The 23,816-nt window shown below is 45.6% G+C and carries 19 protein-coding genes; 17 read left to right on the top strand and 2 right to left on the bottom strand.

Going from position 1 to position 23,816, the window contains the following annotated elements:
* Position 1: 1 nt before the first annotated feature.
* Positions 2 to 544 carry a beta-class carbonic anhydrase gene (locus tag ACYVD3_RS17685; protein WP_460643807.1) on the bottom strand — a complete coding sequence of 181 codons (543 nt, stop codon included), beginning with the start codon at positions 542 to 544 and terminating at the stop codon, positions 2 to 4.
* A 417-nt stretch (positions 545 to 961) separates the two neighbouring features.
* Between ACYVD3_RS17685 and ACYVD3_RS17680 the strand changes: the two genes are divergently transcribed.
* The 15 genes from ACYVD3_RS17680 to ACYVD3_RS17610 all read left to right on the top strand — a co-directional run bounded on the left by ACYVD3_RS17680 (position 962) and on the right by ACYVD3_RS17610 (position 19,666).
* On the top strand, positions 962 to 1,648 hold the full coding sequence (locus tag ACYVD3_RS17680) for a transaldolase family protein (RefSeq protein WP_460643806.1): 687 nt from the start codon (positions 962 to 964) through the stop codon (positions 1,646 to 1,648).
* Between the two features lie 38 nt (positions 1,649 to 1,686).
* Complete coding sequence (locus ACYVD3_RS17675; RefSeq protein WP_460643805.1) at positions 1,687 to 2,541, top strand: NAD(P)-dependent oxidoreductase; 855 nt, start codon at positions 1,687 to 1,689, stop codon at positions 2,539 to 2,541.
* A 58-nt stretch (positions 2,542 to 2,599) separates the two neighbouring features.
* Positions 2,600 to 3,268 (top strand): DUF4867 family protein, encoded by a 669-nt coding sequence (locus tag ACYVD3_RS17670; RefSeq protein ID WP_460643809.1) that lies wholly within the window; start codon positions 2,600 to 2,602, stop codon positions 3,266 to 3,268.
* Positions 3,269 to 3,312: 44 nt separating this feature from the next.
* Entirely contained in the window at positions 3,313 to 4,383 is a 1,071-nt protein-coding gene (locus ACYVD3_RS17665; RefSeq protein ID WP_460643804.1) for a type 2 periplasmic-binding domain-containing protein, read from the top strand.
* Positions 4,384 to 4,473: 90 nt separating this feature from the next.
* On the top strand, positions 4,474 to 4,941 hold the full coding sequence (locus ACYVD3_RS17660; protein ID WP_460643803.1) for a tripartite tricarboxylate transporter TctB family protein: 468 nt from the start codon (positions 4,474 to 4,476) through the stop codon (positions 4,939 to 4,941).
* 3 nt (positions 4,942 to 4,944) lie between these two features.
* The gene (locus ACYVD3_RS17655; protein WP_460643802.1) at positions 4,945 to 6,489 is read left to right on the top strand and encodes a tripartite tricarboxylate transporter permease; all 1,545 of its coding nucleotides are present in this window, start codon (positions 4,945 to 4,947) and stop codon (positions 6,487 to 6,489) included.
* 52 nt (positions 6,490 to 6,541) lie between these two features.
* The gene (locus ACYVD3_RS17650) at positions 6,542 to 8,542 is read left to right on the top strand and encodes an alpha-glucosidase (RefSeq protein WP_460643808.1); all 2,001 of its coding nucleotides are present in this window, start codon (positions 6,542 to 6,544) and stop codon (positions 8,540 to 8,542) included.
* Complete coding sequence (locus ACYVD3_RS17645) at positions 8,539 to 9,369, top strand: TSUP family transporter (RefSeq protein ID WP_460643801.1); 831 nt, start codon at positions 8,539 to 8,541, stop codon at positions 9,367 to 9,369. The genes ACYVD3_RS17650 and ACYVD3_RS17645 overlap by 4 nt, the downstream gene beginning before the upstream one ends.
* Positions 9,370 to 9,443: 74 nt before the next feature.
* A complete protein-coding gene (locus ACYVD3_RS17640; RefSeq protein WP_460643800.1) occupies positions 9,444 to 10,781 on the top strand; it encodes a fucose isomerase in 1,338 nt (445 codons plus the stop codon).
* 111 nt (positions 10,782 to 10,892) lie between these two features.
* The gene (locus ACYVD3_RS17635; protein ID WP_460643799.1) at positions 10,893 to 12,098 is read left to right on the top strand and encodes an ROK family protein; all 1,206 of its coding nucleotides are present in this window, start codon (positions 10,893 to 10,895) and stop codon (positions 12,096 to 12,098) included.
* 300 nt (positions 12,099 to 12,398) lie between these two features.
* Positions 12,399 to 15,518 carry an alpha-mannosidase gene (locus ACYVD3_RS17630; RefSeq protein ID WP_460643798.1) on the top strand — a complete coding sequence of 1,040 codons (3,120 nt, stop codon included), beginning with the start codon at positions 12,399 to 12,401 and terminating at the stop codon, positions 15,516 to 15,518.
* Between the two features lie 129 nt (positions 15,519 to 15,647).
* Positions 15,648 to 16,190: an HAD family hydrolase gene (locus ACYVD3_RS17625; protein WP_460643797.1), complete on the top strand. Its 543-nt coding sequence runs from the start codon at positions 15,648 to 15,650 to the stop codon at positions 16,188 to 16,190.
* A 15-nt stretch (positions 16,191 to 16,205) separates the two neighbouring features.
* The gene (locus ACYVD3_RS17620) at positions 16,206 to 17,144 is read left to right on the top strand and encodes an ABC transporter permease (protein WP_460643796.1); all 939 of its coding nucleotides are present in this window, start codon (positions 16,206 to 16,208) and stop codon (positions 17,142 to 17,144) included.
* Complete coding sequence (locus ACYVD3_RS17615) at positions 17,144 to 18,010, top strand: carbohydrate ABC transporter permease (protein ID WP_460643795.1); 867 nt, start codon at positions 17,144 to 17,146, stop codon at positions 18,008 to 18,010. Before ACYVD3_RS17620 ends, ACYVD3_RS17615 begins: the two co-directional genes overlap by 1 nt.
* Before the next feature lie 48 nt (positions 18,011 to 18,058).
* A complete protein-coding gene (locus tag ACYVD3_RS17610; RefSeq protein WP_460643794.1) occupies positions 18,059 to 19,666 on the top strand; it encodes an extracellular solute-binding protein in 1,608 nt (535 codons plus the stop codon).
* A 108-nt stretch (positions 19,667 to 19,774) separates the two neighbouring features.
* On the opposite strand, the gene ACYVD3_RS17605 is transcribed toward ACYVD3_RS17610, so the two are convergent.
* Positions 19,775 to 20,689 carry a helix-turn-helix domain-containing protein gene (locus ACYVD3_RS17605; protein ID WP_460643793.1) on the bottom strand — a complete coding sequence of 305 codons (915 nt, stop codon included), beginning with the start codon at positions 20,687 to 20,689 and terminating at the stop codon, positions 19,775 to 19,777.
* 170 nt (positions 20,690 to 20,859) lie between these two features.
* On the opposite strand from ACYVD3_RS17605, the gene bglB reads away from it, so the two are divergent.
* Positions 20,860 to 21,936, top strand: a complete 1,077-nt coding sequence (bglB, locus tag ACYVD3_RS17600; protein ID WP_460643792.1) for a beta-galactosidase BglB — start codon at positions 20,860 to 20,862, stop codon at positions 21,934 to 21,936.
* Between the two features lie 85 nt (positions 21,937 to 22,021).
* Positions 22,022 to 23,665, top strand: a complete 1,644-nt coding sequence (locus ACYVD3_RS17595; protein ID WP_460643791.1) for a hypothetical protein — start codon at positions 22,022 to 22,024, stop codon at positions 23,663 to 23,665.
* The last annotated feature ends 151 nt before the right edge of the window (positions 23,666 to 23,816 follow it).

Below are 23,816 nucleotides of genomic sequence, written 5' to 3'. Positions count from 1 at the left end.
ATCAGGAAACCGGGTCCAGCCTGCCGCAGGAAATATCCATTACAAAGCCCTGGATGACTACATTGGATGGCATGAGAAGATGGTTTTTAAGCAAAGAAACGGATTTTTGAACGGAGCGCTCCGTGTTTTCTAAACCCTGGAACCAGGAGTCAAAGTCCACCCCATTCTCTTTTAGTTTTCCTATGGTATTCCTTGCAATGCCCCGGTTAAGCAGATGAGTGATGATGGTTTCGGAGGATATGACGGCTGCTCCACAGTCGGTATGGCCGATAACCATAATTTCTTCCACACCGAATTCCAGAATTGCGATCAGCAGGCTGCGGATTGTGCAGTCGAAAGGATCCAAAATCGCGCCGCCTGCATTTTTTATTAACTTTACATCTCCGTTATGGATTCCAAGTGCGGCTGGCAGAAGTTCCACCAGCCGGGTATCCATGCAGGTTAATATGGCAAGCTTTTTTCTGGGATATTTGTTTGTGGCAAAGGACTTATAACTACCACTGCTTACAAAAACATCATTGTACTTTAATATTTCTTCAATCATAATCTGCCTCCTTTTTATTGTATTAAAACAATCATAAAGAAAAAACCTTAATGAAGGATAACAGGCTGTCTTAAAGTTTATTTAGCTTGCTGTCTTTTTCTGAAAATTATAACCAGTAAGGGAATTACATGGGGGTCTGGAAGAAATGACCGCTGTTAAAAGCCAGGGGAAAGGGATATTTAACATGAACAGATAATGAACGTTCTCGTCAATTTGCATAAAATTAGTTAAATGAATTAAACAATATGACAAAGTGGAAAAAAAATATAAAAACCCATTGACATTTGGATTTTATTACTATATTATTAACAATAAATTTCCATATTAAAGACATAATACATAAAGATAAACATTTGGTAAAATTGATTAATTAATAGAATTAATAAAATAATAATCGAAATAAGGAGGATTTAGGACATGAAGTATTTTTTAGACAGTGCAAAGCTTGATGAGATTCAGTTTGCTTACAACACATTTGGCATTGATGGGGTAACGACGAATCCAAGACATATTATGCTTAGCGGAAAACCATTTCTTACAGCAATCCATGGCATTTCAGATTGGATTAAATCAGAGGGACTGGACGGATATGAGCGCTTTCCCGTATCAGTGGAAATCAATCCCCATCTGAATGAAGCAGAGGCAATGATAACAGAGGCAAGAACGATTGCCGCAATCAGTCCTAACTTTGTAATCAAGATCCCTGCAACAGAGGCTGGAGTGACAGCAGCCAGAAAGCTGGAGGCAGAAGGAATCCGTACAAATGTAACATTGGTATTTTCAACCGCCCAGGCCATTCTTCCCGCTAAGAACAATTCCCTGTTCGTGTCCCCGTTCATCGGTTGGAAGGAAGCCAACGGGGAGGATTGTAAGGCTTACATACAAAATATTGTGGATATCTATAAAAATTATGGCTTTTACGGAAAGACACAGATTATCTGTGCGGCAATCCGTACTCCCAAACAGATCGTGGACTGCGCTGTGGCAGGAGCCGACATTGTAACAACCGGCCTGGAGGTATATCAGGATACCATGAAACATGCTTATACCAACCAGGGAATTGAAACTTTTATCAATGCATGGGATAACACCATTACAGAATAGCAGGGCGCGAGGAAAGAATCAGAAGGAGAGGTTCGGTTATGAAAATAGGATTTATCGGACTTGGCATCATGGGAGAGTCCATGAGCGAGAATATAGTAAAAAAACATGATGACACAGTCTATGTATTTGATTTTGAAAAAGAAAAAGCAGACCTGCTGGCGTCCAAAGGAGCTGTGGCATGCGGGGATTCCGTGGAGCTGGCAAAGGCTTCTGATGTGATCATCTCCATGGTTCCCAAGTCTGAGCACTCCAAAGCAGTGTACACGGGAATCCTGGAGGTACTGGATTCTACAAAAACCTGTATTGATATGAGCACCATCGATCCCAGCGTATCTGTGGAAATTGCAGAGATGGTGAAAAGGACAGGAGCAGAGTTCCTGGATGCTCCCGTGGTAAAGTCAAAGCCGGCAGCCATTGCAGGTAAGTTAGGAATCTATGTGGGCGGCGATGAGAATACCTATGAGAACATGCGGCCTATCCTTCTTTATATGGGAGAAAATGTAAAGCACATGGGAGAAAACGGCAAGGGGCTGGTAATGAAAATCTGTCACAATGCCCTGGTGTCCCAAATTCAGAACGGGGTAAATGAAACCATTGCCTTAGCAGGGAAAAACGGAATTTCTGTTATGGATTATGCGGAGGCTATTTCCTATGGCGGAGGTCAGAACTTTTATCTGGATTCCAAGAAAGCCTTTATTGATGCAGAGGATTATACCACAGCCTTTTCCGTGGAGAATATGGCAAAGGATATAAATATCTGTATGAGGCTGGCAGGTGAATGTGATTTTCCTATGCCTGGGGAGCAGGCAGCATGGGAGGTTTATGAAAAGGCTTTAGAGGCCGGATATGGAAAAGAGGATTTTTGCGCTTCCATAAAAGTGGTAAAAGCATAGAGGGCAGTCTGGAAATAAAGGCTGTCCGGAGATTCAGAGGAAGATGATCATGAGCGATATGACAATTAAACGGTTAAACGAAGTCAATGATGTGACAGTCCACTCCGTCTTTAGTGAGGAATTTAAAACATACGGACGGGTGGTGACAGGATATGATTTCTCGGACATGGTATCATACATGGAAGAAAAGTCTTCCATACCGGAAAAGGGCAACATATACCTGGCTTCCGTTCCTGATATGGAACAGGTGCCTGGGGCAGCCTTTTTAAGAGATGGTTTTTACGGCGGTATGGACATACAGGTAGGATATTGTAATGGAAGAAATACCACGTACAATGGATTTGAATATCACAAAGCCAGCGAGATAAATATTGCGGTAACGGATTTCATGGTGGTTTTGGGACATGTCTGGGAGATGAAGGATAATACATACAAGGTGGAGGATGCGAAGGTGTTCTTTGTGGAAAAGGGGACAGCCATTGAGATGTACCAGACCACGCTCCACTTGTCACCCTGCCGGGTAAAAGATGAGGGTTTTAAAGATATTGTAATCCTTCCCAGGGGAACAAATACGCCTTTGGAGTGTAAGCCGGAGGCAGTGGAGGACGAGGGGAAGCTGCTTTTGCAGCGTAACAAATGGGTTATTGTCCATCCGGAACGGGAACCCTTAATCAGGCAGGGGGCTGTTCCGGGGCTTTTGGGAGAAAATAAGGAACTTAAGTATTAAGGGAACAAAGAGGCAAAAACGAACAATATATCAGGAGGTTATATATGAAAAAGAGAATATTATCAATGGCACTTGCAGTTGTAACAGCAGTTTCTCTTGCAGGATGCGGCGCATCTGCTGCACAATCAGAACCATCCGGTAACACTTCCAAAGCGTCATCCGGGGCTTCAGCCGGCGGAAGCGGAGAAACCATCAAAATCATATGCCCTTACGGCGTAGGCGGCACCGCTGATTCCATTGCACGAAAATATGCATTGGTTGCCGGTAAGGTCCATCCGGAATACAATTTTATCGTAGAAAATATGACAGGCGGCGACGGCTTTTCTGCGGCAAACTATTACACCGATTTACAGCCGTCCGCAAAGGAGCTTCTGGTTTACGGCTATGGCGTGGCATACCGTCATGATCTTGGCAGGAAATATCAGACCGAGGTAGTGGATTTTGACCGCAGTGACATCTATCCGGTTGCATCCATAGATGACAGAACCTGGATTATGTACGGAAAACCTGGCACCACCCTGGCAGATATATTAGAAAAATCCAGGAATGGAGGGATCAAGATGTCTGGCGGGAATCCATTGTCTGATCCCCATCTGGCCTTAGGCTCTCTCATTGCCTTGGAAGGCGGCAAGGTTATGGTAGTCCCTTATGACGGAGGCGCTGCCCAGAAAAAGGGCCTGACTGATGGTGAAGTGGATGTGTTTATTGGCACGACCCAGGTTGCGCTGGAGGATGTAGAGGCAGGGACAATGGTTCCTATCCTTGCATTTTCCCATAATGCGTTTGAAGGCTTTAAGAGTCCTGAGGGTGAAATTACTGTTCCTGGAATTGCCGGTGATGCGAAGGCTCCCGAGCTGAATGCATCCATGGATTATACAGGCTCTATTCTGGCGGCAGGCGGATTTATTGCAGCGCGTACCGGTGCAGATCAGGCATGGATAGATGAGGTTGCTCAGATTTCCAAAGATGTATGGGCCGATCCGGAATACAGTGACTGGATCAGTGAGATTAAGCTGAATAAGCTTGAGGTGTATGGAGAAGACGCAAAAGCACATCTGGAAGAAGCATGTGCCAAGGCAGTTGCTGCATTTGACACCTTGAGCGGACAGCAGTAGGAGGCGGCTGGAAGATAAGCTGGGAGGGGGTCCTCCGGAAAACCCTCCTTGCTGTTTTCTGCAGTAATTGGAGAAAGGATGTGTAATTCAGTGAAATTTAAGATTAAAACTTATTTTTGGTCCGGACTTATCATGGGACTGTTCAGTATCGCTATGCTGGCTGTAATGCCGTCTCAGGTGCGTCTTCCCATGTATGACTCAGGTGCGCCCAGCCCGCGGATTATCCCGGGTATCTGTCTTGTAGGAATTTTGATCTGCTCCGCTGTACTGCTGATACAAAGCTTAATATTTAAAAAGGATAAGGTTATGGAGTTTGACTGGAAAAAAGAGAAGCCATGTATTTTTATGATTTTATTGCTGTGTATATTTACTGTCCTGACAATCAAGGTGGGATTTATCCCTGCAGTAGTCATTGTATTTCCTTTGATGTTATTTTATTGCGGTGAGAGGAAGCCGTTTATTTACCTGTTCACTGTGGCAGCAGGAATCGGCATATTTTATTTGTTTAAATATGTGTTCCACGTTTCGCTGCCGGGTTTTCCGGGATTTGGAGGTTGAGCTATGGGAGATATTCAGCAGATCCTGCTTGCTATGCAGCAGGTTTTTACGATTGGTAATTTGGTAATAATTCTTGGCGGCCTGATTCTGGGGATGATTGTGGGATGTATTCCGGGGCTCAGTGTAACCCTTGGCATCATTTTACTCCTTCCTCTTACCTATAGCTTTTCTTCACCGGATACGGCCATCATTTCTCTTCTGGCCGTTTATGTAGGCGGCATGTATGGCGGATCCATCAGCGCAATTACCCTTAATACACCTGGAACAAATTCAGCCATTGCAACCACATTTGACGGATATCCCCTGGCAAAGAAAGGAAAGGTAAAAAAGGCTTTGGACACCTCCCTGTTTGCATCTACCTTTGGAGGCCTTTTCTCAGCACTGCTGCTTCTTGTATGTGCTTCCTTTATAACAAAACTGGTGTCAAAATTTGCGTCGGTGGAATACTTTTCCATGGCAATCCTGGGCATTTCCCTGATTGCAGGAGTAAGCGGCGAAAGCCTGTCAAAAGGAATTATATCCGGTCTTCTGGGCATTCTCATGGCAGCGATCGGGGCTGATGCGGTGACAGGCGTAATGCGTTTTACTTTTGGCATAGATTCCCTGCGGTATGGGATTGACATGCTGCCCGCCATGATTGCGCTGATTGCACTGACCCAGGTGGTCCAGAAGTTGCGTGATTTTGTTTTGGCAGAAGGGAATTTGGAGGATATCACAAAAATTGACAAAGAAGGATTAACGTTAAAAGAGGCCAAATCAATTATTCCGGCCTGCCTCCGTTCTTCCTGTGTTGCCTCCTTTTTAGGCGCTATGCCGGGGGTAGGAGGCGGTGTGGCACAGTTTATGTGCTACAATGAGTGCCGCCGGGCTTCCAAGCGTCCCCAGGATTTTGGAAAAGGGAGTCTTGAAGGAATTGCAGCAGCTGAGGCAAGCAACAATGCGGTTGTTGGTTCTGCAATGATTCCGCTGCTGACCCTGGGGATTCCCGGAGACGGCGTGACGGCGCTGCTCCTTGGAGCTTTCATTCTTCATGGAATTCAACCGGGTCCCACCATGTTTACCAAGCAGGGGGTTATTTCCTATTCCATTATCATAGGCTGCCTGGTGGCAAACATTTTTCTGTATCCCATTGGCCTGGTGCTGACCCGTGCGGTTGCAAAAATCGTGCAGGTGCGTTATACCTACCTGGCACCTGTTATTATTATCTTCTGCTTTGCCGGAGCATTTGCAGCTACGGGGAACACAAAGGAGTTGGTTCTGACAGCGGCCATCCTGATTTTCAGCTATTTTCTGACCTTACTGGATATTTCAGCCACGCCTTTGATGCTTGGGATGATTCTTGCCGACATTATGGAGATGAACTTTGTAACCAGCATGATGAGCTATGATAAAGACTATTTTATTTTCTTTAAACGCCCCATTTCCTGCGTAATTCTGATATTGACGGTAATCCTGGTGATTTCTATGCTCAGGATCAATAAGAAGGTGGAGGCACTGAATCAGGCTCAAATGGATGGAATAAAGAAAGAACATGGACAGGAAGAATGATTTTCTAATGAATTTCAGACGGAGGTTACATATGGAATTTGTTCGTAAGGGAATGGACTGGGAGTTAAATGCAGACGGCCGCAGAATACTCACCTGCAAAAGCGGCAAGCCAATGATTTATGTGGGATACGGGGAAGAATCCGTGGATATGTACAGAGGCAATTACAAGATTGAGGACTATGTGGCAGAGCGGCGTCCCTTAAGGGTTACCGGAATCACAGAGGAGCCGGAAGGCATTTCCATGGATCTGGAAGGTCAGCTTGTACTTATAGTTAAGGTTGAAGGAGACCTTGCTGTCCTTTCTTTCCGGCAGATTAATCCGTCCATTAACCGGTTCTGGTTCAGGGTGGATGCAGACGAGGAAGAGTGCTGCTATGGCTGCGGGGAGCAGATGTCTTATTTTAATTTAAGAGGAAGGCATTTTCCGTTATGGACCTCTGAGCCGGGAGTGGGAAGGGATAAGACCACCTATGTGACATGGCGCTCTGATGTGGAAAATAAGGCAGGAGGGGATTATTACAATACCAACTATCCACAGCCAACCTTTGTGTCCACCAGGCATTACTATCTTCATGCGGATTCCACTGCCTATGCGGATTTTGATTTCAGGAACAAGGATTTTCATGAGCTTCAGATCTGGGAGGTTCCGGCTTCCATACGCATTGAGGCGGCTCCAACGTTTTTGGAGCTTTTGGAAAGGCTGACAGGCTTTTTCGGCCGTCAGCCGGAGCTTCCGGAGTGGGTATACAATGGCCTGATCATAGGGGTGCAGGGCGGAAAGGAGCGTTCCTTCGGACTGCTTGAGAAGACCCTGGAAAAAGGCATCAAGGTGTCCGGCCTGTGGTGCCAGGACTGGTGCGGAAAAAGGGTCACATCCTTTGGAAAGCGCCTTCAGTGGGACTGGAAATACCATCAGGAAATGTATCCGGATCTGCCAAAACACTTAGAAGAGCTTCACAGCAGGGGAATTAAGTTCCTTGGCTATATCAATCCCTATCTGGTAAATGACGGGGACCTGTACAAAGAAGGAAATTCCAGAGGTTATTTTGCCACGAAAGGGAATGGAAGCGATTACCTGGTGGATTTCGGAGAGTTTTACTGCGGAGTGGTGGATTTGACAAATCCGGAGGCCTATGAATGGTATAAAAATGAAGTGATTAAAAAGCACAGCTTAGACCTCGGTATTGACGGCTGGATGGCTGACTTTGGGGAGTATCTTCCGACTGATGACATCAAGCTGTACAGCGGGAAGTCTCCCATGATTGAACATAACCGCTGGCCTGCCCTCTGGGCAAAATGTAATTATGAAGCGGTGAAGGAAAGCGGAAAGCTGGGAGAGGCAGTGTACTTTATGAGGGCAGGAGGAGCCGGAAGCCAGAAGTACTGCACCCTGCTGTGGGCAGGAGACCAGTCCGTGGACTTTACCCTTCATGACGGCCTTGCAACTGTTATCTGCGCAGCATTAAGCTCCGGAATGACAGGCTGTGGTTTAAACCACAGCGATATCGGCGGATACACCTCTCTGTTTGACAACACAAGGACAAAGGAACTGTTTTTAAGATGGGCCGAGATGGCCGTATTTACGCCTGTGATGCGCACCCATGAGGGGAACCGTCCTGATACCAATTTCCAGTATTACGAGGATGAGGACTGCATGGAGCAGCTGGCAAGGCTGGTGGATGTTTACACCATGCTGGCTCCCTACATGAAGAAGCTGGTAAAGGAAAATGCCGGGAAGGGGACCCCGGTTCAGAGACCGCTGTTTCTCCACTATGAAGAAGATGAAAGGGCGTATAACATCCAATACGAATACCTGCTTGGGCCCGATCTGCTGGTGGCTCCTGTATATCTGGAAGGGCAGGTCACCTGGGAGGTGTACCTGCCGGAAGGAGAATGGATTCACCTGTGGACAGGAGAAGAATACAAGGGCGGGGATGTAACGGTGGAGGCCTCTATGGGATATACTCCGGCATTTTACTTAAAGTCTTCGGAATATGCTCCTTTGTTTGAGGAGATACGCAGAAAGCATGGGAAGCCGGACAGTCACCTATGAGATACCCAGGATTTTTTCTCACCATATTGCTGTCCAACATCATCCAGGGAATCACAGGCTTTGCCGGGACCATCCTTGCAATGCCTCCCAGCCTGATGTTGGTGGGATACAACACAGCCAAACCAGTGCTAAACGTATTGGGGCTGCTGTCTGGTGTCTATGTGTTTGCAGGCCACAGGAAAAGCGTGTGCTGGAGGGAACTGAAGAAAGTGGTGGCAGTGATGGCAGCGGGCATACTGGGAGGGATTTTTTTAAAGGGATTCTTTGTGGGGCAGGAGCAGCAGCTCTACCGGATGCTGGGAGTATTTGTCATCGCTCTTTCCGAGCAGGGCCTTATAAAGCTGAAGGGCGGAGAAAAAGGCTTGAAACGCAAAAAGGCGGAAGAAGCCGGGAGCACTGAGGGACTTGAGATGATAGAAAATGGGCCGGTGATGAAGAATTTACATCAGGCAAAGGACGGTCAGGAAACAAAAACTTCCCCGGCCCTGTATCTGCTGCTGGTCCTGGCCGGTATTGTACACGGTATTTTTGTATCAGGAGGCCCGCTTCTCATCGGATATATGACAAAAAGGCTGAAGGACAAGGAAAGTTTCCGGGCAACTGTTTCCACTGTCTGGGTGGTGCTGAATACCATCATACTGCTGGATGACATACGCATGAAGCTTTGGAATCCGGGCCTGGTCAGGATACTGGCCATGTCACTTCCTTTCCTGCTGGCCGGCATGTTCATGGGAAACCGGCTTTACGTCAAAATGAGCCAAAGGCTCTTTATGATGATTACTTACGCGCTTCTGTTTATCTCGGGCATTTCCCTTTTGGTAAAATAGGTACCGGGATAACATGGGAGGTTTCCCAGATGCGGTTAAGAATATAGCATTGATTTCAAAGGAGATAAGAAGATATGAAATTTGAAGTTGCATACATACCAATCGGCGTACCTACCTTTCATCTGGAAAGCGCCCAGATTGAATTTGAAAAATCCATCCGTCTGATTTCTTCTCTGACAGAGGAGGCAGTGTATCCGGAGAAAATGCTTTTGTCCATAAATGACCTGTGTACCTACCTGGATACCATCAATCCGGGACTCATCATCCTCCAGAATATCACTTTTGCAAACGCCGCCTATGCAAGTGAAGTCCTCAAGCGCTTCACCTGTCCGGTGCTTTTGTGGACACTCAGGGAGCCGGTCATCGACGGAGGCCGTTTGAGACTTAATTCCCTTACCGGAGCTTACTCCGCGGGCAACGCACTTTGTGCTTTCCGTGACGGTGAGTTTGAATATGTCTTCGGATCGCCGGAGGAAGATGCAGTGGCTGCAGTTGTAGGCTCTGCCATCAGGGCAGCCAGGGTAAAACACCGGTTAAGGGATTTAAAGATGACCTCCATCGGCCATACTCCCCAGGGTTTTGGATTTGGAAGGGCTTTGGATGCAGAATTGATGCGTGCATTCGGCGTGACCCTGGATTCCATTGAAGCCAGAGAGCTTATTGATAAGGCCAAATCCTATAGGATGGAGGAGTGTTCTTCCTATCTGGAAGAAGCAAAAACCATGATGACGGGCCTGGATCAGACGCCTGAGAGGAACGTAATGGACTTTGCAAGGCTTTACAAGGCTTACAAGGATTATGTGACGGAGAATCAGATCGGTGCCTTGTCTTCACGGTGCTGGCCGGACTTTTTCACCTCCTATGGAACTCCCGTATGTTCTGTGCTGGCCCTGCTTAATGCATTGGGGACAGCAGCCAGCTGCGAGTCTGATGTATACGGCGCCCTGTCCATGTACATCGGAATGCAACTGACAGGAAATGCCGCATTTTTCGGAGATCCAGTTTCCATGGATGAAAAGGAGGGCACCATCACGTTCTGGCATTGCGGTATGGCGGCCTGTACCCTGGCAAGAAAGGATACCGGTGCACAGGTGGGAGTACACCCTAACCGCAAGATTGGTCCAGTCATGGATTTTGGCTGCCAGGCATGGGATAAGGTTACCATTTTCCGGGTAGGCCGCAAGGCTGATGGAAGCTTCCGCTTTTTCATTGCGTCAGGAGAAGCCCTTGACCGCCCCAAGCAGTTCTGCGGGACCTCAGTGGTGGTTAAGACGGACCATGATGCAAAGGATATCATTGTGAAAAGCGTAAAATCTGGCTGGGAGCCGCATTTTGTTGTTATTTACGGAGATGTGGCAGAAGAGCTTGCCATGCTTGCCCATATGCTGGGGATGGAGACCTGCATATATTAGGAGTGGTGTACTTGAGATTTTCAAATACGGTCTAAGGTTCTTCTTGATTTTAACAATGTTTGAGCCTATACTGGTAGGGAATATGATATATTGAGAAACGGAGGAAAAGATATGGGCTATACGGGAATTAATCTGGAAAATGTAAAAGTGAGCAACCGCAGCGCCATATTAAAACTTCTCAATGACCACGGAGCCATGTCCAGAAAGGACATCGCCATAGAACTGGGTCTGACACCGGCCACAGTTACCCTGATCTGCACAGACCTTATTGCCGCAGGAATCCTGCTGGAAAAGGGCGAGATGGCTGAGGAGAAGCGTGCAGGCAGGAAAAAGATGTCCATTGATATCAATTACCGGTACAAATACGTGCTTTCTGTCAGCATTGAGGCCCCGGAGACCTGCATAGCTATCAGCGATTTAAAGGGACGTCTTCAGGGAATGAAAAAGATTAAGACAGAGACTTCCCTGGAGCCCCAGGTATTTTTAAAGAAAATTGCTGACGAGAGCAAGCACTTTATGTGGGAACAGGGGATATCCAGGGATTCTGTATTAGGTGCAGGCGTATCGCTTCCAGGCCCTGTGAAGCGGGATAATGGAGTGAGTCTTCATGCGTACCGCATATGGAACCAGGCGGTACCTGTGGGGGAATATATGAAGATGTACCTGAATCTTCCCGTTGTGGTGGATAATAATGTAAAGGCTTTCGCAGAGGGGGAACTCATATACGGAACAGGAAAGGAGCAGGAGAACCTTCTGTTCATCAAGTGGGGGCCCGGTGTAGGATCTGCCATTATCATACAGAACAAAATTTACGACAGCCAGAACTCCAAAACAGCGGAGATTGGCCATTACATTGTGGAACCAGGTGGTCTGCCCTGCCGCTGCGGCAGGCGGGGCTGTCTGGAAACCCATGTTGCCACCCATGCCATCGCAGACAGAGTAAGGCGGGCCTGCACCAAGGAGACCATGCCTGAGCTGTATGGGTTTGTGGAGGGGGATGTGGACAGGATAGAAGTAAAGAACATGGAGCAGTGGATTGAGATCAATGATCCGGGACTCCAGAAGATCATTGACGACATTGTAGAGCGTCTGGCACGTACTGTGGTGAATACCATCACTTTGCTGGCGCCGGATAAGGTGATTATTTACGGATTCATGTTTGAAATGGATAATATCCAGAAACGGTTTTTGGACTTCTGTACCTATTACGATCCCTTGTACAATGGGAATTACATCCTGAAATCTGAGCTCAGCGACAGAATTGGATATATCGGGCCTCTGGCAGCTGCGGTGAACGAGCTGTTTTTGGGGACGTGACCGGTTTCTTTTTCAGAATTGCTTCATAATATTAAAAGGTTCTTTTTATCAAAAAATCAGCCGGTAGATCAGAAACGATTGACCGGCTGATTTTTTTGTACCTTCATAAACACTGCCTGATTTTATGATCTTCTACGCTTTTTTGATTCCCATCAATGACTTTACAGTTCTTCGTGCTGAAATTTCACAACAACTGCAAAAGTTCTACAACAACTTGACAAACATTGCGTAGTCACCTGCCCATGAGATATCGTATAATGAGGAAATATGATGATCGTACGATAAAAGGGGGATATGTAGATGGTGCTTGCAGCAGAACGAAACAAACGGATAAGCATATGGATTGAGGAATTGAAAAACCATTTGTTTGATATGCTTGATGAGGTGACATTTACCGGCTTTACGACGAAACAGCATTTCACTTATGAAGAAGCAATAAAGCAGGAGTTTTATCCCATGCCCCAGGGGACTTCCTGGGGAGCCAAATGGGAATACGGCTGGTTTCAGACAGAGATCATACTGCCAAAAGAGGCGGAGGGGAAGCGGATTTTCCTTCACCCAGAGGTGGGTGGGGAGATGCTGGTCTGGGTGAATGGAAAGACAGCAGGGGCGAAAGATTTAAAGCACGAAGGAATTACACTGACCCGCCGGGGGAAAGCAGGTGAGGTTTTTTTTGTGGTAGCAGAAAGCTATGCAGGGCATGGTCCAAGACTGGAAAAAGGCGGACCATGCCCTCCTTGGCGTACGGCGGTTCCCGAACCTCCAGCCTTTCAGGTGAAGACAGGCGCTTCGGATTTCGGTATCTGGAATGAAGATGCATTTCAGCTTCTCATGGATGCAGTTACCCTTTATAAGCTTTCCCAAGGACTTGATCCAAAGTCTTTAAGAGCTATGAAAGTAAACCAGGGACTTTTGGAATTTACTTTTCTGGCAGATTTTGAGCTGGACCGGGAAGCAAGGGATGAATCCTTTCGCAAGGCAAGAAAAAAACTGGCACCGCTGCTTTCCTGTGTCAATGGGTCAACGGCACCGGAGTTTACTATATTTGGACAATCCCATCTGGATCTGGCCTGGCTCTGGCCCTGGGAGGAAACAAAACGAAAATGCGCAAGAACCCTGTCTACACAAATTGCTTTGTCCGATGAATATGAAGATTACAAATTCCTTTTATGTGAACCTCCCATTATGGAAAATGTAAAAGAAAACTATCCGGAGTTGTACGAACGTCTTCTTCACAAGGTTGAGGACGGAACCTTTATACCGGAAGGCGGGATGTATGTGGAAGCGGATACCAACCTGGTATCCGGAGAGAGTCTGATCCGTCATTGCCTTTACGGAAGAAAATGGTTTTTGGAAGAGCTGGGAAAAGAAAGTGTCATGGCATGGCTTCCAGACTGCTTTGGCTTTAACGGACAGCTCCCTCAGATTATGAAAGGCTGCGGAATCCGCTACTTTGCCACTCAGAAGGTGGCCAGGGCATTAAAGGGCTGTGATGTGTTTCCTTATAATAATTTCTGGTGGGAAGGAATTGACGGTACCAGGATTCTTACTCATTTTTATAAAGAGAATAACGCCCGGCTGGATCCTCTTGATTTAATCACAAGATGGCGGGAGGACCGGGTTCAGCAGGAGAATATTGATTCCTTTCTCTTTCCCTTTGGATTTGGTGACGGCGGGGGCGGTGCCACCAGAGAAATGGCAGAAACAGCAAGGCGTGTAAAAGATTTGGAAGGAGCACCGCGCACCCGGATGGAAAGCCCTGTTAAATTTTTTCAAAGGCTGGAAGAGGAAGGCTCAGTAACAGAGGTTTACAGAGGGGAAATCTACCTGCCCTGGCATAGGGGAACCTACACCTCCCAGGCGTGGATCAAGAAAGAAAACCGACTGACGGAACGGAAGCTGCGGGAAGCAGAACTTTTAAATTCCATTGCATGCTTTACAGAAAACGGAGAAAACCGGAGAAAGGAGCTGGAATCATTATGGAAAGTGCTGCTCTTTCACCAGTTCCATGACATCATTCCAGGAACCTCCATTACCAGGGTATATGAGGATGCCAGAGAAGCGTTAAAAACCGCCGGAGAAAAAGCACTTGGTTTTTATGAAGAAGCAAGAAAGCAGATCACAGGATCAGAGGATGACGGTGTCTTAATATTCAATTCTTTATCCTGGGAGCGGGAGGAACTGGCAGAGATACCGGCTAAAGAAGGAGAATGTCTGGTTCGGAGGGGAAGAATTCCTGTGACCCAGAAAAACGGGGACAGGCTGCTGGTTCCTGTGAAGGTTCCCTCCTGCGGCTATACGGATCTTGGCGGGCAGAACCAGACTGACTGTGGAAATTCCGCAGTTTCAGAAGATAAGGTATGCCGGATCTATGAACAAGACGGTTGGCTTGTTCTGGAAAACAGGTTGGTCAAGGTAATTGTGGACGGCCTTGGTCAGGTGAGGAGTGTTTTGGATCAGGAAACAAAAACCGAATATGTAGATGGGATCGCAAACCAATTTTTCTTATACCAGGATATTAATGTGGATTATGATGCCTGGGAAATGAGTTCCTTCTATAAAAATATACCGGTAGAGCTGGGAAGCAGGGCGGAGATCACCATAGAGGAGACAGGGCCGCTTAAAGTGGTGCTTCTGGTAAAGCGGATGATTCACCAATCCTCTCTGACACAGAGAATCGCATTAACCTATAACAGCAGGCGGATTGATTTTGTCACGGTCATTGACTGGCAGGAAACTCACAAGCTGCTGAAGACAGCTTTCCCGGTTCATATCCGAACGGAAGAAGCCCTGGAAGAAATCCAATTTGGGTATGTCAAACGCCCAACCCATGAGAACCGCCGTTACGATGCAGACCGTTATGAGGTCTGCAATCACCGGTATACTGCTATGACGGAACCGGGAAGGACTGCGGCAGTGCTCAATGATTCCAAATATGGAATCAGCACCAATGGGAATTCCATGGAACTGACACTCTTAAAATCTCCTGTATGGCCGGATATGTATGGGGATAAAGGAATACAGGAATTTACTTATTCTTTCTATATAGAAAGCAGAAATTTTACAGAAAGCGGAGTTGTGCGGGAAGGAATGCAGTTAAACTGCCCCCTGGCATTTTGGGGGAAGGGTACCGGAGAAAAAGAATTTTTCCGGATCTCAGCAGAAAATGTGATTCTGGAGACGGTGAAAATGGCAGAGGACGGGGAAAATCATATGGTTTTAAGATGCTATGAAGCCATTGGAAAACATACCTCCTGCTTGGTGACGGCTGGTTTTAAAATCAGCAACGTGTGGGGAACTGCCATGGAAGAGAATATGGAAGGCGGAAAAACTGTTCCGGTGAATCTGCTTGAAAATGGCAGTGAGATGCTCTTACATTTTGCTCCATTTGAGATTAAAACCCTTCGTCTGATTCCATAAACGCAAAAAGTGGGAATAAGATGTTTTCAACAAAAACAAATTACGCATAGCAACAATGTGACCAAAATATTATAATGTTTTTATCAGCTTTAAGATGAAAACGTCAAAATTTGATACGGAGTTAACAAAATGACAAAAAAGTTAATTATTTTTACAGACAGCGGAGACACAATTATTGATGAAGGAACCGAAGTCCGCAATGAAGACGGTATTGTAGTCCACGCAGAATTGATGCCCGGCGCAGGGGAGACCTTAAAAGCTCTTTACGATGCCGGTTATATCATTGCCATGGTGGCAGATGGAGAAGAACAGTCCTTTTCCAATGTTTATGAAGAAAACGGTCTTGGTTATTGTTTCCATACCAGAACAATTTCCCAGATCGTGGGGATACAGAAACCTTCCCAACAGATGTTTCAGGATGCCATGGAGAAGAATCACCTTACAGAAGAAGACAAAAAAAGAATTGTTATGATCGGTAACAATGTGAGAAAGGATGTTGCGGGAGCCAACCGTTTTGGAATTACTTCTATTCTCATTGACTGGTCTCCACGCTATGATATGATTCCGGCTGATGAATGGGAAAAGCCGGACTATACCGTCCATGAACCGAAAGAACTTCTGGCTCTGGTAGAAAGACTGGAGGCAGGGCTGGAAAAAGAAGGGAACGTATAGAAAGAGGGTGTGGATATGATGAAAGAAAAAATAACAAAGGAAAAGGTGCGCAAGATCCCGTTTAAGGTATATCTGCGCAATACCTGGCAGCTTTACTTAATGCTTCTGATTCCGGTAATTTATATGCTCCTGTTCCGTTATAAGCCAATGATCGGAGGCGTAATTGCTTTTAAGAAATTCAATGTATTTGCCGGTATCTGGAACAGCCCATGGGTTGGATTTGCCAACTTTAAGGAAGCCTTTGGATCAAAGGATTTCTGGAATGCATTGAAAAATACCCTGATTTTAAATGCAGGTGATTTGATTATTGGATTTCCCATTCCTGTATTTATTGCTGTATTCCTGTTTGAAATCAGAAACATACATATCAGGAAAGCGACTCAGACAATTTTGTACCTGCCCCACTTTCTTTCCTGGGTCATTATTGCAGGCATTATTACACAGTTGTTTTCAGCAGGAGGTCTGGTCAATGATCTGATCCGGAAAGCAGGCTTTACAGAGGTGAACTTTTTAAGCTCTCCTTTTATCTGGCGTTTTGTGTACTGGTTTTCAGGTGTCTGGCAGTCAGCCGGTTACTCTCTGATCATCTATCTGGCAGCACTGACAGCCACAGATCCGTCTTTAGGAGAAGCAGCGTATATAGACGGTGCAACAAGGCTTCAGAGAATCGCTCATGTTACCATACCCCAGATCAGACCAACGATTTCCATCATGCTCATCATGCAGCTTGGAAAAATCGTATCCATTGATTTCGACCGTCCTTATATGATGGGAAATACTCTGGTAAAGAGTGCTTCCGATGTTATCAGTACCTATGTTTATAATGTTGGCCTTCAGGCAGGACGATTTGATTTTGCCACTGCAGTTGGATTATTCCAGTCAGTGGTGGGCATTATACTGATTCTGTCTGTTAATAAAGTTTCCAAAAAAATGGGAGAGGAGGGAATTATGTAATGGGAGAATTAAAGAGCAAGACAGAACGCAGGTTTCAGCTTTTCTGGAATATCTTTTTTGTGGCAGTCAGCATTATTGCGCTGATTCCCATCCTCCGTGTTATATCCATGTCCTTCAGCTCCAAGGATGCCATTCTGGGTGGAAAAGTTTTTCTGTATCCCGTACAGTTTACGGCGGAAGCTTACGTCAGGGCATTTCGAAGCGGAAGCTTTGCTTCTTCTTTTGTCTATTCCGTTTTTCTCATGCTGGGATCTACGGTCGTATGTATCATCATGACAATCATGGCGGCATATCCCCTTTCAAAAAAGAATTTAAAGGGCGGAACAATCATTATGACCCTGTTTGTTGTGACCATGTATCTGGATCCGGGAATCATCCCCAAATATTTAAATGTCAAGGATTTTAAAATGATTGATACCGTATGGGCTCTCCTTATTCCGGAGGCTCTCAGCGCATATAATATGATCATTATGTGTACTGCTTTTAAAGGGGTAGACTCCTCCCTCTATGAAGCGGCAAAGATTGATGGATGTAATGAGATCCAGACCTTATTTAAAGTAGCCATTCCTTTGGTTTATCCCACATTGGCTACACTCGCCCTGTTTTATGCAGTAGGCAGATGGAACCGATTGAGTGATGTTCTTTACTATGTAAACACTTCTAAGCTGTACACGGTTCAGATGGTATTAAAACAGTTGATTGAATCGGTTAAGATATCCCAGGAAGAGGGAATTGCATCACAGTTGGTTGCTGATAACATTAAATCGGCCAGTATTGCGATTTCCATGACACCAATGATTATTGCCTATCCGTTTATACAGAAGTATTTTACAAAGGGCATTATGCTTGGGGCAGTAAAAGGATGAGTATTTTTTTACAATAAATATAGGAAGAAAAGAAAGGGAGGTTTATTTATGAGAAAAGCAGGATTATTGAAACGCTGCATGGCAGTTTTGGCAGCAGCAGCTCTGGTAACCGGATGCAGTTCCGGTGCAGGCAAGGAAGCAGCGAAAGCAGCAGGCGCTGAAGAAACAAAAGCTGAGGCAGCGGCTGCTGCAAATAATGGGGAGGAAGTGACCATTAAGGTTATGGTTTGGGACAGAGGTGATGCGGCTCCTGGAACGACTGTAGAAAACAATACCCAGACGGAATGGATCAAACAGCAGATGAAGGAAACGTACAACATTAATGTGGAATATGTTTCCGTTCCAAGATCCTCTTCTGATGATAAGCTGAACATCATGATGTCCGGCGGAAGCGCCCCTGATATCGTATTTACATACAATCAGAGTATTTTCTATAACTTTGCACAGAATGGCGGTCTGGCCGACTTAACCCAGGCCTATGAAACCTATGGCTCTGATATTAAGAAATTTGTCTCCGATGCACAGAACATGGGACAGATCGACGGAAAACAGTTTGCAATTATGAAGCAAAGAGGTGTGGAAGCTCCCCGTCATACTGGGTATATCCGCCAGGACTGGCTGGATAAGCTGGGAATGGAATTGCCGAAGACAAAAGAGGAACTGACTGCGTACTTACAGGCAGTAAAGGATAAGAATCCAGGCGGTGTTGATCATGTCATTCCCTGGGCAATGAGCGGACGCAATGATACAGAAAAGGGTTATTTAAATTTTGTGGGTTCTTATGTAAACCTTGAAAGCGACAAGGATGCTTATGTTTACAGCGAGACTTATATGGCAGTTGCTCCAGGCGCTGTTGATGGCATCAGGAAATTAAACGAACTTTACAACAAAGGACTTATTACAAAAGATTTTGCTACTGATACAACCGAAGATATCTACAAGGCTTCAGTGACAGCAGGCAATGCAGGATTCTTCTTAGATGACACAGAGCGTCCATGGGATTACATCACCATCTTAAACCAGAGTGCAGGCGGAAGAACCTTTGTTCCGGTACAGTGCTTTGAACTGGCTGACGGTTCCTTCCGAACTCCCTTTGAACAGAGATACGGTATGTTTGTAATGGTTCCAAAGTCAAGCGAGAAAAAGATTGATGCCTGTATGAAGTATTTAAACTGGCAGGCAGATCCGGAAGTTGCTGAGAATATTGTTTACACAACAGAGCATAAGAGAGATGAAAGCGGAGTACCGATCAAATTATCCGGCGAAGAACTTTCCAGCAAAGGATATCCGGGAACCTGTGATGACTTAAATATTGTAAACCTTGCGATGGAATGGACCAAGAGCAAAGATGCTATCGTATCCAAATGGGAAAAAGATCAGTCCGTTGAATGGGAAAATCCGGAGTGGTTCTCCAACTTCTATGATGTACGTTCTGAAGGCAAATTCCGTTTCCCTGTATACTCTAACATTTCACAGGCAGAGGCAGATTACGGACAGAATGTGGTAAACATGATGATTGAATATGTTTACAAACTGGTAAGCTGCTCACCGGATCAATTCGACAGTATGCAGCAGACGGAATACAACAACCTTGTAAATGCAGGGCTGCAGAAGATTCTTGACGCAAGAGCAGAATATTATGACAGCATAAAGTAATTCCTTTTACGGGGCAGCAGGCTATAAGAAGCTCGTTACAGCTCTTTTTCATCGGAATAATGATGATGCCGGGAAGCTGTAACGGGCTTTTTCTGCCCATTTGGTGTTTTAAGGAATGGTTGGAAGGCTGTTTCCGCCTCCGTCTTTTCGAAATTCAGATGGGGACTGGCTGCAATATTTCTGAAAAATACGGTTAAATTGAGAAAAACTGGTAAAACCGCATTCTTCCGCCAGTTCAGAGATCTTCTTTTTGGTGTTTAAAAGCAGGTATTGTACGTTTCGGATCCGCGTCATCTGAATGTACTGGGTGAGAGTGTAGCCCGTCACATCTTTAAACTGATGGGACAGATAGTAAGGACTGATATAAAATTCCCTGGAAAGGGAGTCCAGAGTTAATTCTTTCGAATAATGATTATGAATGTAATTGGCAATGGTGTATACCTTTTTGGAGGCTTCATCCTTTAACGGTTCATTGGTGTAGATGTTAGAGGGTGCCAGTTGCCTTATTGTATAGAGAAACTCCACAAACATTCCGTGAATCATCAGGGATTTTAATTCTGGTTCCTCATCCTGAAAGGAGTAGCGGTAAATCCGGTTTAGTTTTTCGTTGATCAACTGCTGCTGTTTGGAGGGAAAGCGGTATATGGGAAGGGGAGAATAAAATGGTTCGAAAAGCTTTTCATAAGTTTCCGGCATTCCCCAGAGTTCAGGGGGGAACAAAAAGCCGATGATAAGCCGTTTACTGGGAGCTCCTTTCTGATATTCTGTTCGGTGAAGAACCGATGGCCGCAGAAGAACCAGGTCACCGGTGCGGATGGAATAAGGAAGGCCCTCTACCAGATGGCATGCCTGAGGACTGATCAATATCATGATTTCATAAAATGAATGAAAATGTTGGAATGGCATGTTGATATCGAAGGAACGTTCATCATAGTCAAAATAATAATAAAGGGAATGCTGGATATCGTTGATGGTAATATTATGTTTTTTCTCATAAAGAAGTGTATCATCTGGATTTGTCATAGGAGTCGCCTTTATTCTTTCTATGGAATGGTCATGTTTCGGATATGTATTATAGCAGAGCAATCACAAAATGTGCAATACATTAGCTAAAAAAAAGGAAAAATATTGTAGAGATTGCAAAGTGCACCAACCGTTATGGTGGCTGGCAGCGGAAAGGAAGTGGCAAAGGAATGGAAAAATTAAAAGAAAAAATTGATTTACTGGTTTCAAGCTTTGAAAAAATTCTGTATGATGAAGATGATATCTTTTTAAAAAATATGGAAAAAAATAATCTGTCCGGAGACAATGCAGAGCGGTACCGGTACTGGGAATGGACGCAGGGAGTAGGACTGTTTGGTTTATGGAAAATATATGAAGAAACAGGAGAGAAAGAGTCTTTAAAGAAACTGGAAAAGTATTATGGAAAACAGCTTACCATTGGTTTGCCTGCACGCAACATTAATACAACAGCTCCTCTTCTGGCTTTATCCTATCTGGTAGAAAAAAATGGAAATGAGGCTTATATGAAAATCTGCAGGGACTGGGCGCAGTGGCTTGTGGAAGAACTTTCCAGGACAGAAGAAGGCGGATTCCAGCATCTGACCTCTGATACTTTAAATCAGCAGGAGCTGTGGGATGACACGTTGTTTATGGCTGTTTTATTTCTGGCCCGTATGGGAGTTCTGCTGGATAATAAAAAATGGATTGATGAAGCGGAATACCAGTTCCTCCTTCATGCCAAATATCTGGCTGACAGAAAAACCGGTCTCTGGTATCATGGCTGGACATTTCATGGCTGCCATAATTTTGCAGGTGCATTTTGGGGAAGAGGAAACAGTTGGATCACTATGGCGATTCCGGAATTATTCAGCATCATTCCATGCAGCAAAGCTGTGAAGCATTATCTGACAGAAGCGCTGAAAAATCAGATTAAGGCCCTGGTTGCCTATCAGAATGAAAGCGGTATGTGGCATACGGTAATCAATGACAGCGCCTCTTACGTGGAGGCAAGTGCAACTTGCGGGTTTGGTTATGGAATATTGAAAGCAGTTCATTTAGGACTTGTTGATCCGTCTTATGAAGCAAGTGCCAGAAAGGCTCTTTTACCGGTTCTTCAGTGCATTGATGCAGAAGGTGTCATGCATCAGGTATCTTATGGAACTCCCATGGGAAGAGAAAGCGTACAGTTTTATAAAGACATTGAACTTCGGCCAATGCCATATGGACAGGCAATGGCAATGCTGTTTCTGTTAGAAGCATCAAAATAACCTGTTTTTTTCATCAATAAACAGCATTATATTACCGGGGAACTTACTTTCTCCGGTGCAAAGGGCTAAAAGAAGGAGGAAGGCTATGAAGCGTTACATCGTACATCTGCTGAAGGGAGCAGAATATAGGACGAGGCAGTTTATGGACGAGCAGGTAAAAGATCCGGAGAACCTGCAGTGGGGAGGAATCCGGGGAGATATCTGGGAGGCAAAGCCAACGATTTATGGGTTGACCACGGCAGTGGCTGTATATCTAAACAGGGAAAGCAGCTTTTACCGTCATGAGGCTCTTTATGAGGCCATTAACCTGGCACTGGATTTTACAGCCAGGACTCAGAGAGAGGACGGGAGCTTTGACTATCCATCCTGCAATTTTAAATCCGCTGCAGATACTGCTTTCTGTTTCAAGCGGCTGATCGGGGCCTACCGGCTGCTGGTAAAATATGATATTGAGAAGGATTCCAAGCTTCTGGTCCTTCGGGAAAAATATCTGACCATCATGGGCCGTACTCTGGATGCGATCCTTACCGGAGGCTTTCATACGCCCAATCACCGCTGGGCCATAGTGGCTGCCTTGCTTCAGGGAGCCAATCTGTTTGCAGAAGAGAAGGAGTTCTCCGGACAGCTTAAGGCCAGGGCCGGGCAGTATCTGTCTGAGGGGATTGATGGGGATGAGGACGGGGAATATGCAGAGCGTTCCACTGGCAATTACAATGCGGTGGTGAACAGCGCAATGATAGCCATGTATGAGGAGACCGGAGATGAGGACTTCTTAGGCTATGTGGAGCGGAATCTGGCCATGATGCTGACTTATATAGATCCGGATGATACTATATTTACCCAGAATTCCACCAGGCAGGACAAGGGAAGGCTTGAATATGGGGATAAATACTTTTACCAGTACCTGTTTATGTGCAGTTATGCAGAAAATCCTGTGTTTGACGGAGCAGCACATAAGATCATCCGCGACAATATGGAGCGGGGAGATTTAGCACCGGACTGTCTGCATACGATCATGAACCATGATGAAATGTTTGAGCATTGCTTTAAAGGATACGGCTTTTTGGAAGAGTACCGGAAGTTTTTCCGGCATTCAGGGGTGCTTCGGGTAAAGAAAAAGGCCTATACTTATACGGTGCTCAATGGAAAGAGCGGATTTCTGTATTTTAAAAGCGGACGTACCATGGTTTACATAAAGATTGGAGAGAGCTATTGCGACATCCGCAATTTTATTCCTCAAAAAATAGAGGAGCAGGAGAACGGATGCAAGGTGGAGGCCGTGGCAAAGGGATGGTATTATCTGCCCTTTAAAGAAAAGCAGGACACCTCCGACTGGTGGAAAATGGACCATGCAAAAAGGGAAAAGCTGATAAGCAGTCAGTTAAAAACTACGGTGGAGATCCATGAGTTGGAACAGGGGCTGGAGCTTTCCATTAAGGCGGAAGGGCTGGACCGCCTTCCTATGCGGCTGGAGGTTTGCATTCCAGCAGGGGCTGCCCTGAATCATCCGGCCTTTAGTCTGAAGGCGGGAGCAGGGGAAGGACTGATTCTGAGAGAGGGCTTTTTGACGGTTCGGGATGAAGGAAAGGAGCTGGTACTGGGGCCGGGGTTTGGTGAGCATGAATTTCAGGGCCATTATTCAGGCGAGGAAGTAAATTGTGATGGGTATACGGTCTATGCCAATGGGTATACGCCGCTGGAGAAAACTTTTCGGATTACAGTACTCTGACTTTTGAAAAATTCCGGGCTTTTCCAACCCCTAATTGTCCGCTTTGTTCCGCAGAGAGGCAGGAACAAACGAAAAATGACAGGACTGGATTTATGTGGTAAAATAAATAGCAGCACGCTTTGGAAATATATTGTGAACGTGGCTAATGAAT

The organism is Lacrimispora brassicae (genome assembly GCF_054772055.1).
The sequence above is the reverse complement of the archived record's forward strand: the minus strand, read 5'-3'. Positions and strand labels throughout refer to the sequence as shown.

What these genes read in the sequence shown, in the direction of transcription:
- ACYVD3_RS17685 (WP_460643807.1), bottom strand. Translation starts at nt 544, where the DNA reads ATGATTGAAGAAATATTAAAGTACAATGATGTTTTTGTAAGCAGTGGT.
- ACYVD3_RS17680 (WP_460643806.1), top strand. Translation starts at nt 962, where the DNA reads ATGAAGTATTTTTTAGACAGTGCAAAGCTTGATGAGATTCAGTTTGCT.
- ACYVD3_RS17675 (WP_460643805.1), top strand. Translation starts at nt 1,687, where the DNA reads ATGAAAATAGGATTTATCGGACTTGGCATCATGGGAGAGTCCATGAGC.
- ACYVD3_RS17670 (WP_460643809.1), top strand. Translation starts at nt 2,600, where the DNA reads ATGACAATTAAACGGTTAAACGAAGTCAATGATGTGACAGTCCACTCC.
- ACYVD3_RS17665 (WP_460643804.1), top strand. Translation starts at nt 3,313, where the DNA reads ATGAAAAAGAGAATATTATCAATGGCACTTGCAGTTGTAACAGCAGTT.
- ACYVD3_RS17655 (WP_460643802.1), top strand. Translation starts at nt 4,945, where the DNA reads ATGGGAGATATTCAGCAGATCCTGCTTGCTATGCAGCAGGTTTTTACG.
- ACYVD3_RS17650 (WP_460643808.1), top strand. Translation starts at nt 6,542, where the DNA reads ATGGACTGGGAGTTAAATGCAGACGGCCGCAGAATACTCACCTGCAAA.
- ACYVD3_RS17645 (WP_460643801.1), top strand. Translation starts at nt 8,539, where the DNA reads ATGAGATACCCAGGATTTTTTCTCACCATATTGCTGTCCAACATCATC.
- ACYVD3_RS17640 (WP_460643800.1), top strand. Translation starts at nt 9,444, where the DNA reads ATGAAATTTGAAGTTGCATACATACCAATCGGCGTACCTACCTTTCAT.
- ACYVD3_RS17635 (WP_460643799.1), top strand. Translation starts at nt 10,893, where the DNA reads ATGGGCTATACGGGAATTAATCTGGAAAATGTAAAAGTGAGCAACCGC.
- ACYVD3_RS17630 (WP_460643798.1), top strand. Translation starts at nt 12,399, where the DNA reads ATGGTGCTTGCAGCAGAACGAAACAAACGGATAAGCATATGGATTGAG.
- ACYVD3_RS17625 (WP_460643797.1), top strand. Translation starts at nt 15,648, where the DNA reads ATGACAAAAAAGTTAATTATTTTTACAGACAGCGGAGACACAATTATT.
- ACYVD3_RS17620 (WP_460643796.1), top strand. Translation starts at nt 16,206, where the DNA reads ATGATGAAAGAAAAAATAACAAAGGAAAAGGTGCGCAAGATCCCGTTT.
- ACYVD3_RS17615 (WP_460643795.1), top strand. Translation starts at nt 17,144, where the DNA reads ATGGGAGAATTAAAGAGCAAGACAGAACGCAGGTTTCAGCTTTTCTGG.
- ACYVD3_RS17610 (WP_460643794.1), top strand. Translation starts at nt 18,059, where the DNA reads ATGAGAAAAGCAGGATTATTGAAACGCTGCATGGCAGTTTTGGCAGCA.
- ACYVD3_RS17605 (WP_460643793.1), bottom strand. Translation starts at nt 20,689, where the DNA reads ATGACAAATCCAGATGATACACTTCTTTATGAGAAAAAACATAATATT.
- bglB (WP_460643792.1), top strand. Translation starts at nt 20,860, where the DNA reads ATGGAAAAATTAAAAGAAAAAATTGATTTACTGGTTTCAAGCTTTGAA.
- ACYVD3_RS17595 (WP_460643791.1), top strand. Translation starts at nt 22,022, where the DNA reads ATGAAGCGTTACATCGTACATCTGCTGAAGGGAGCAGAATATAGGACG.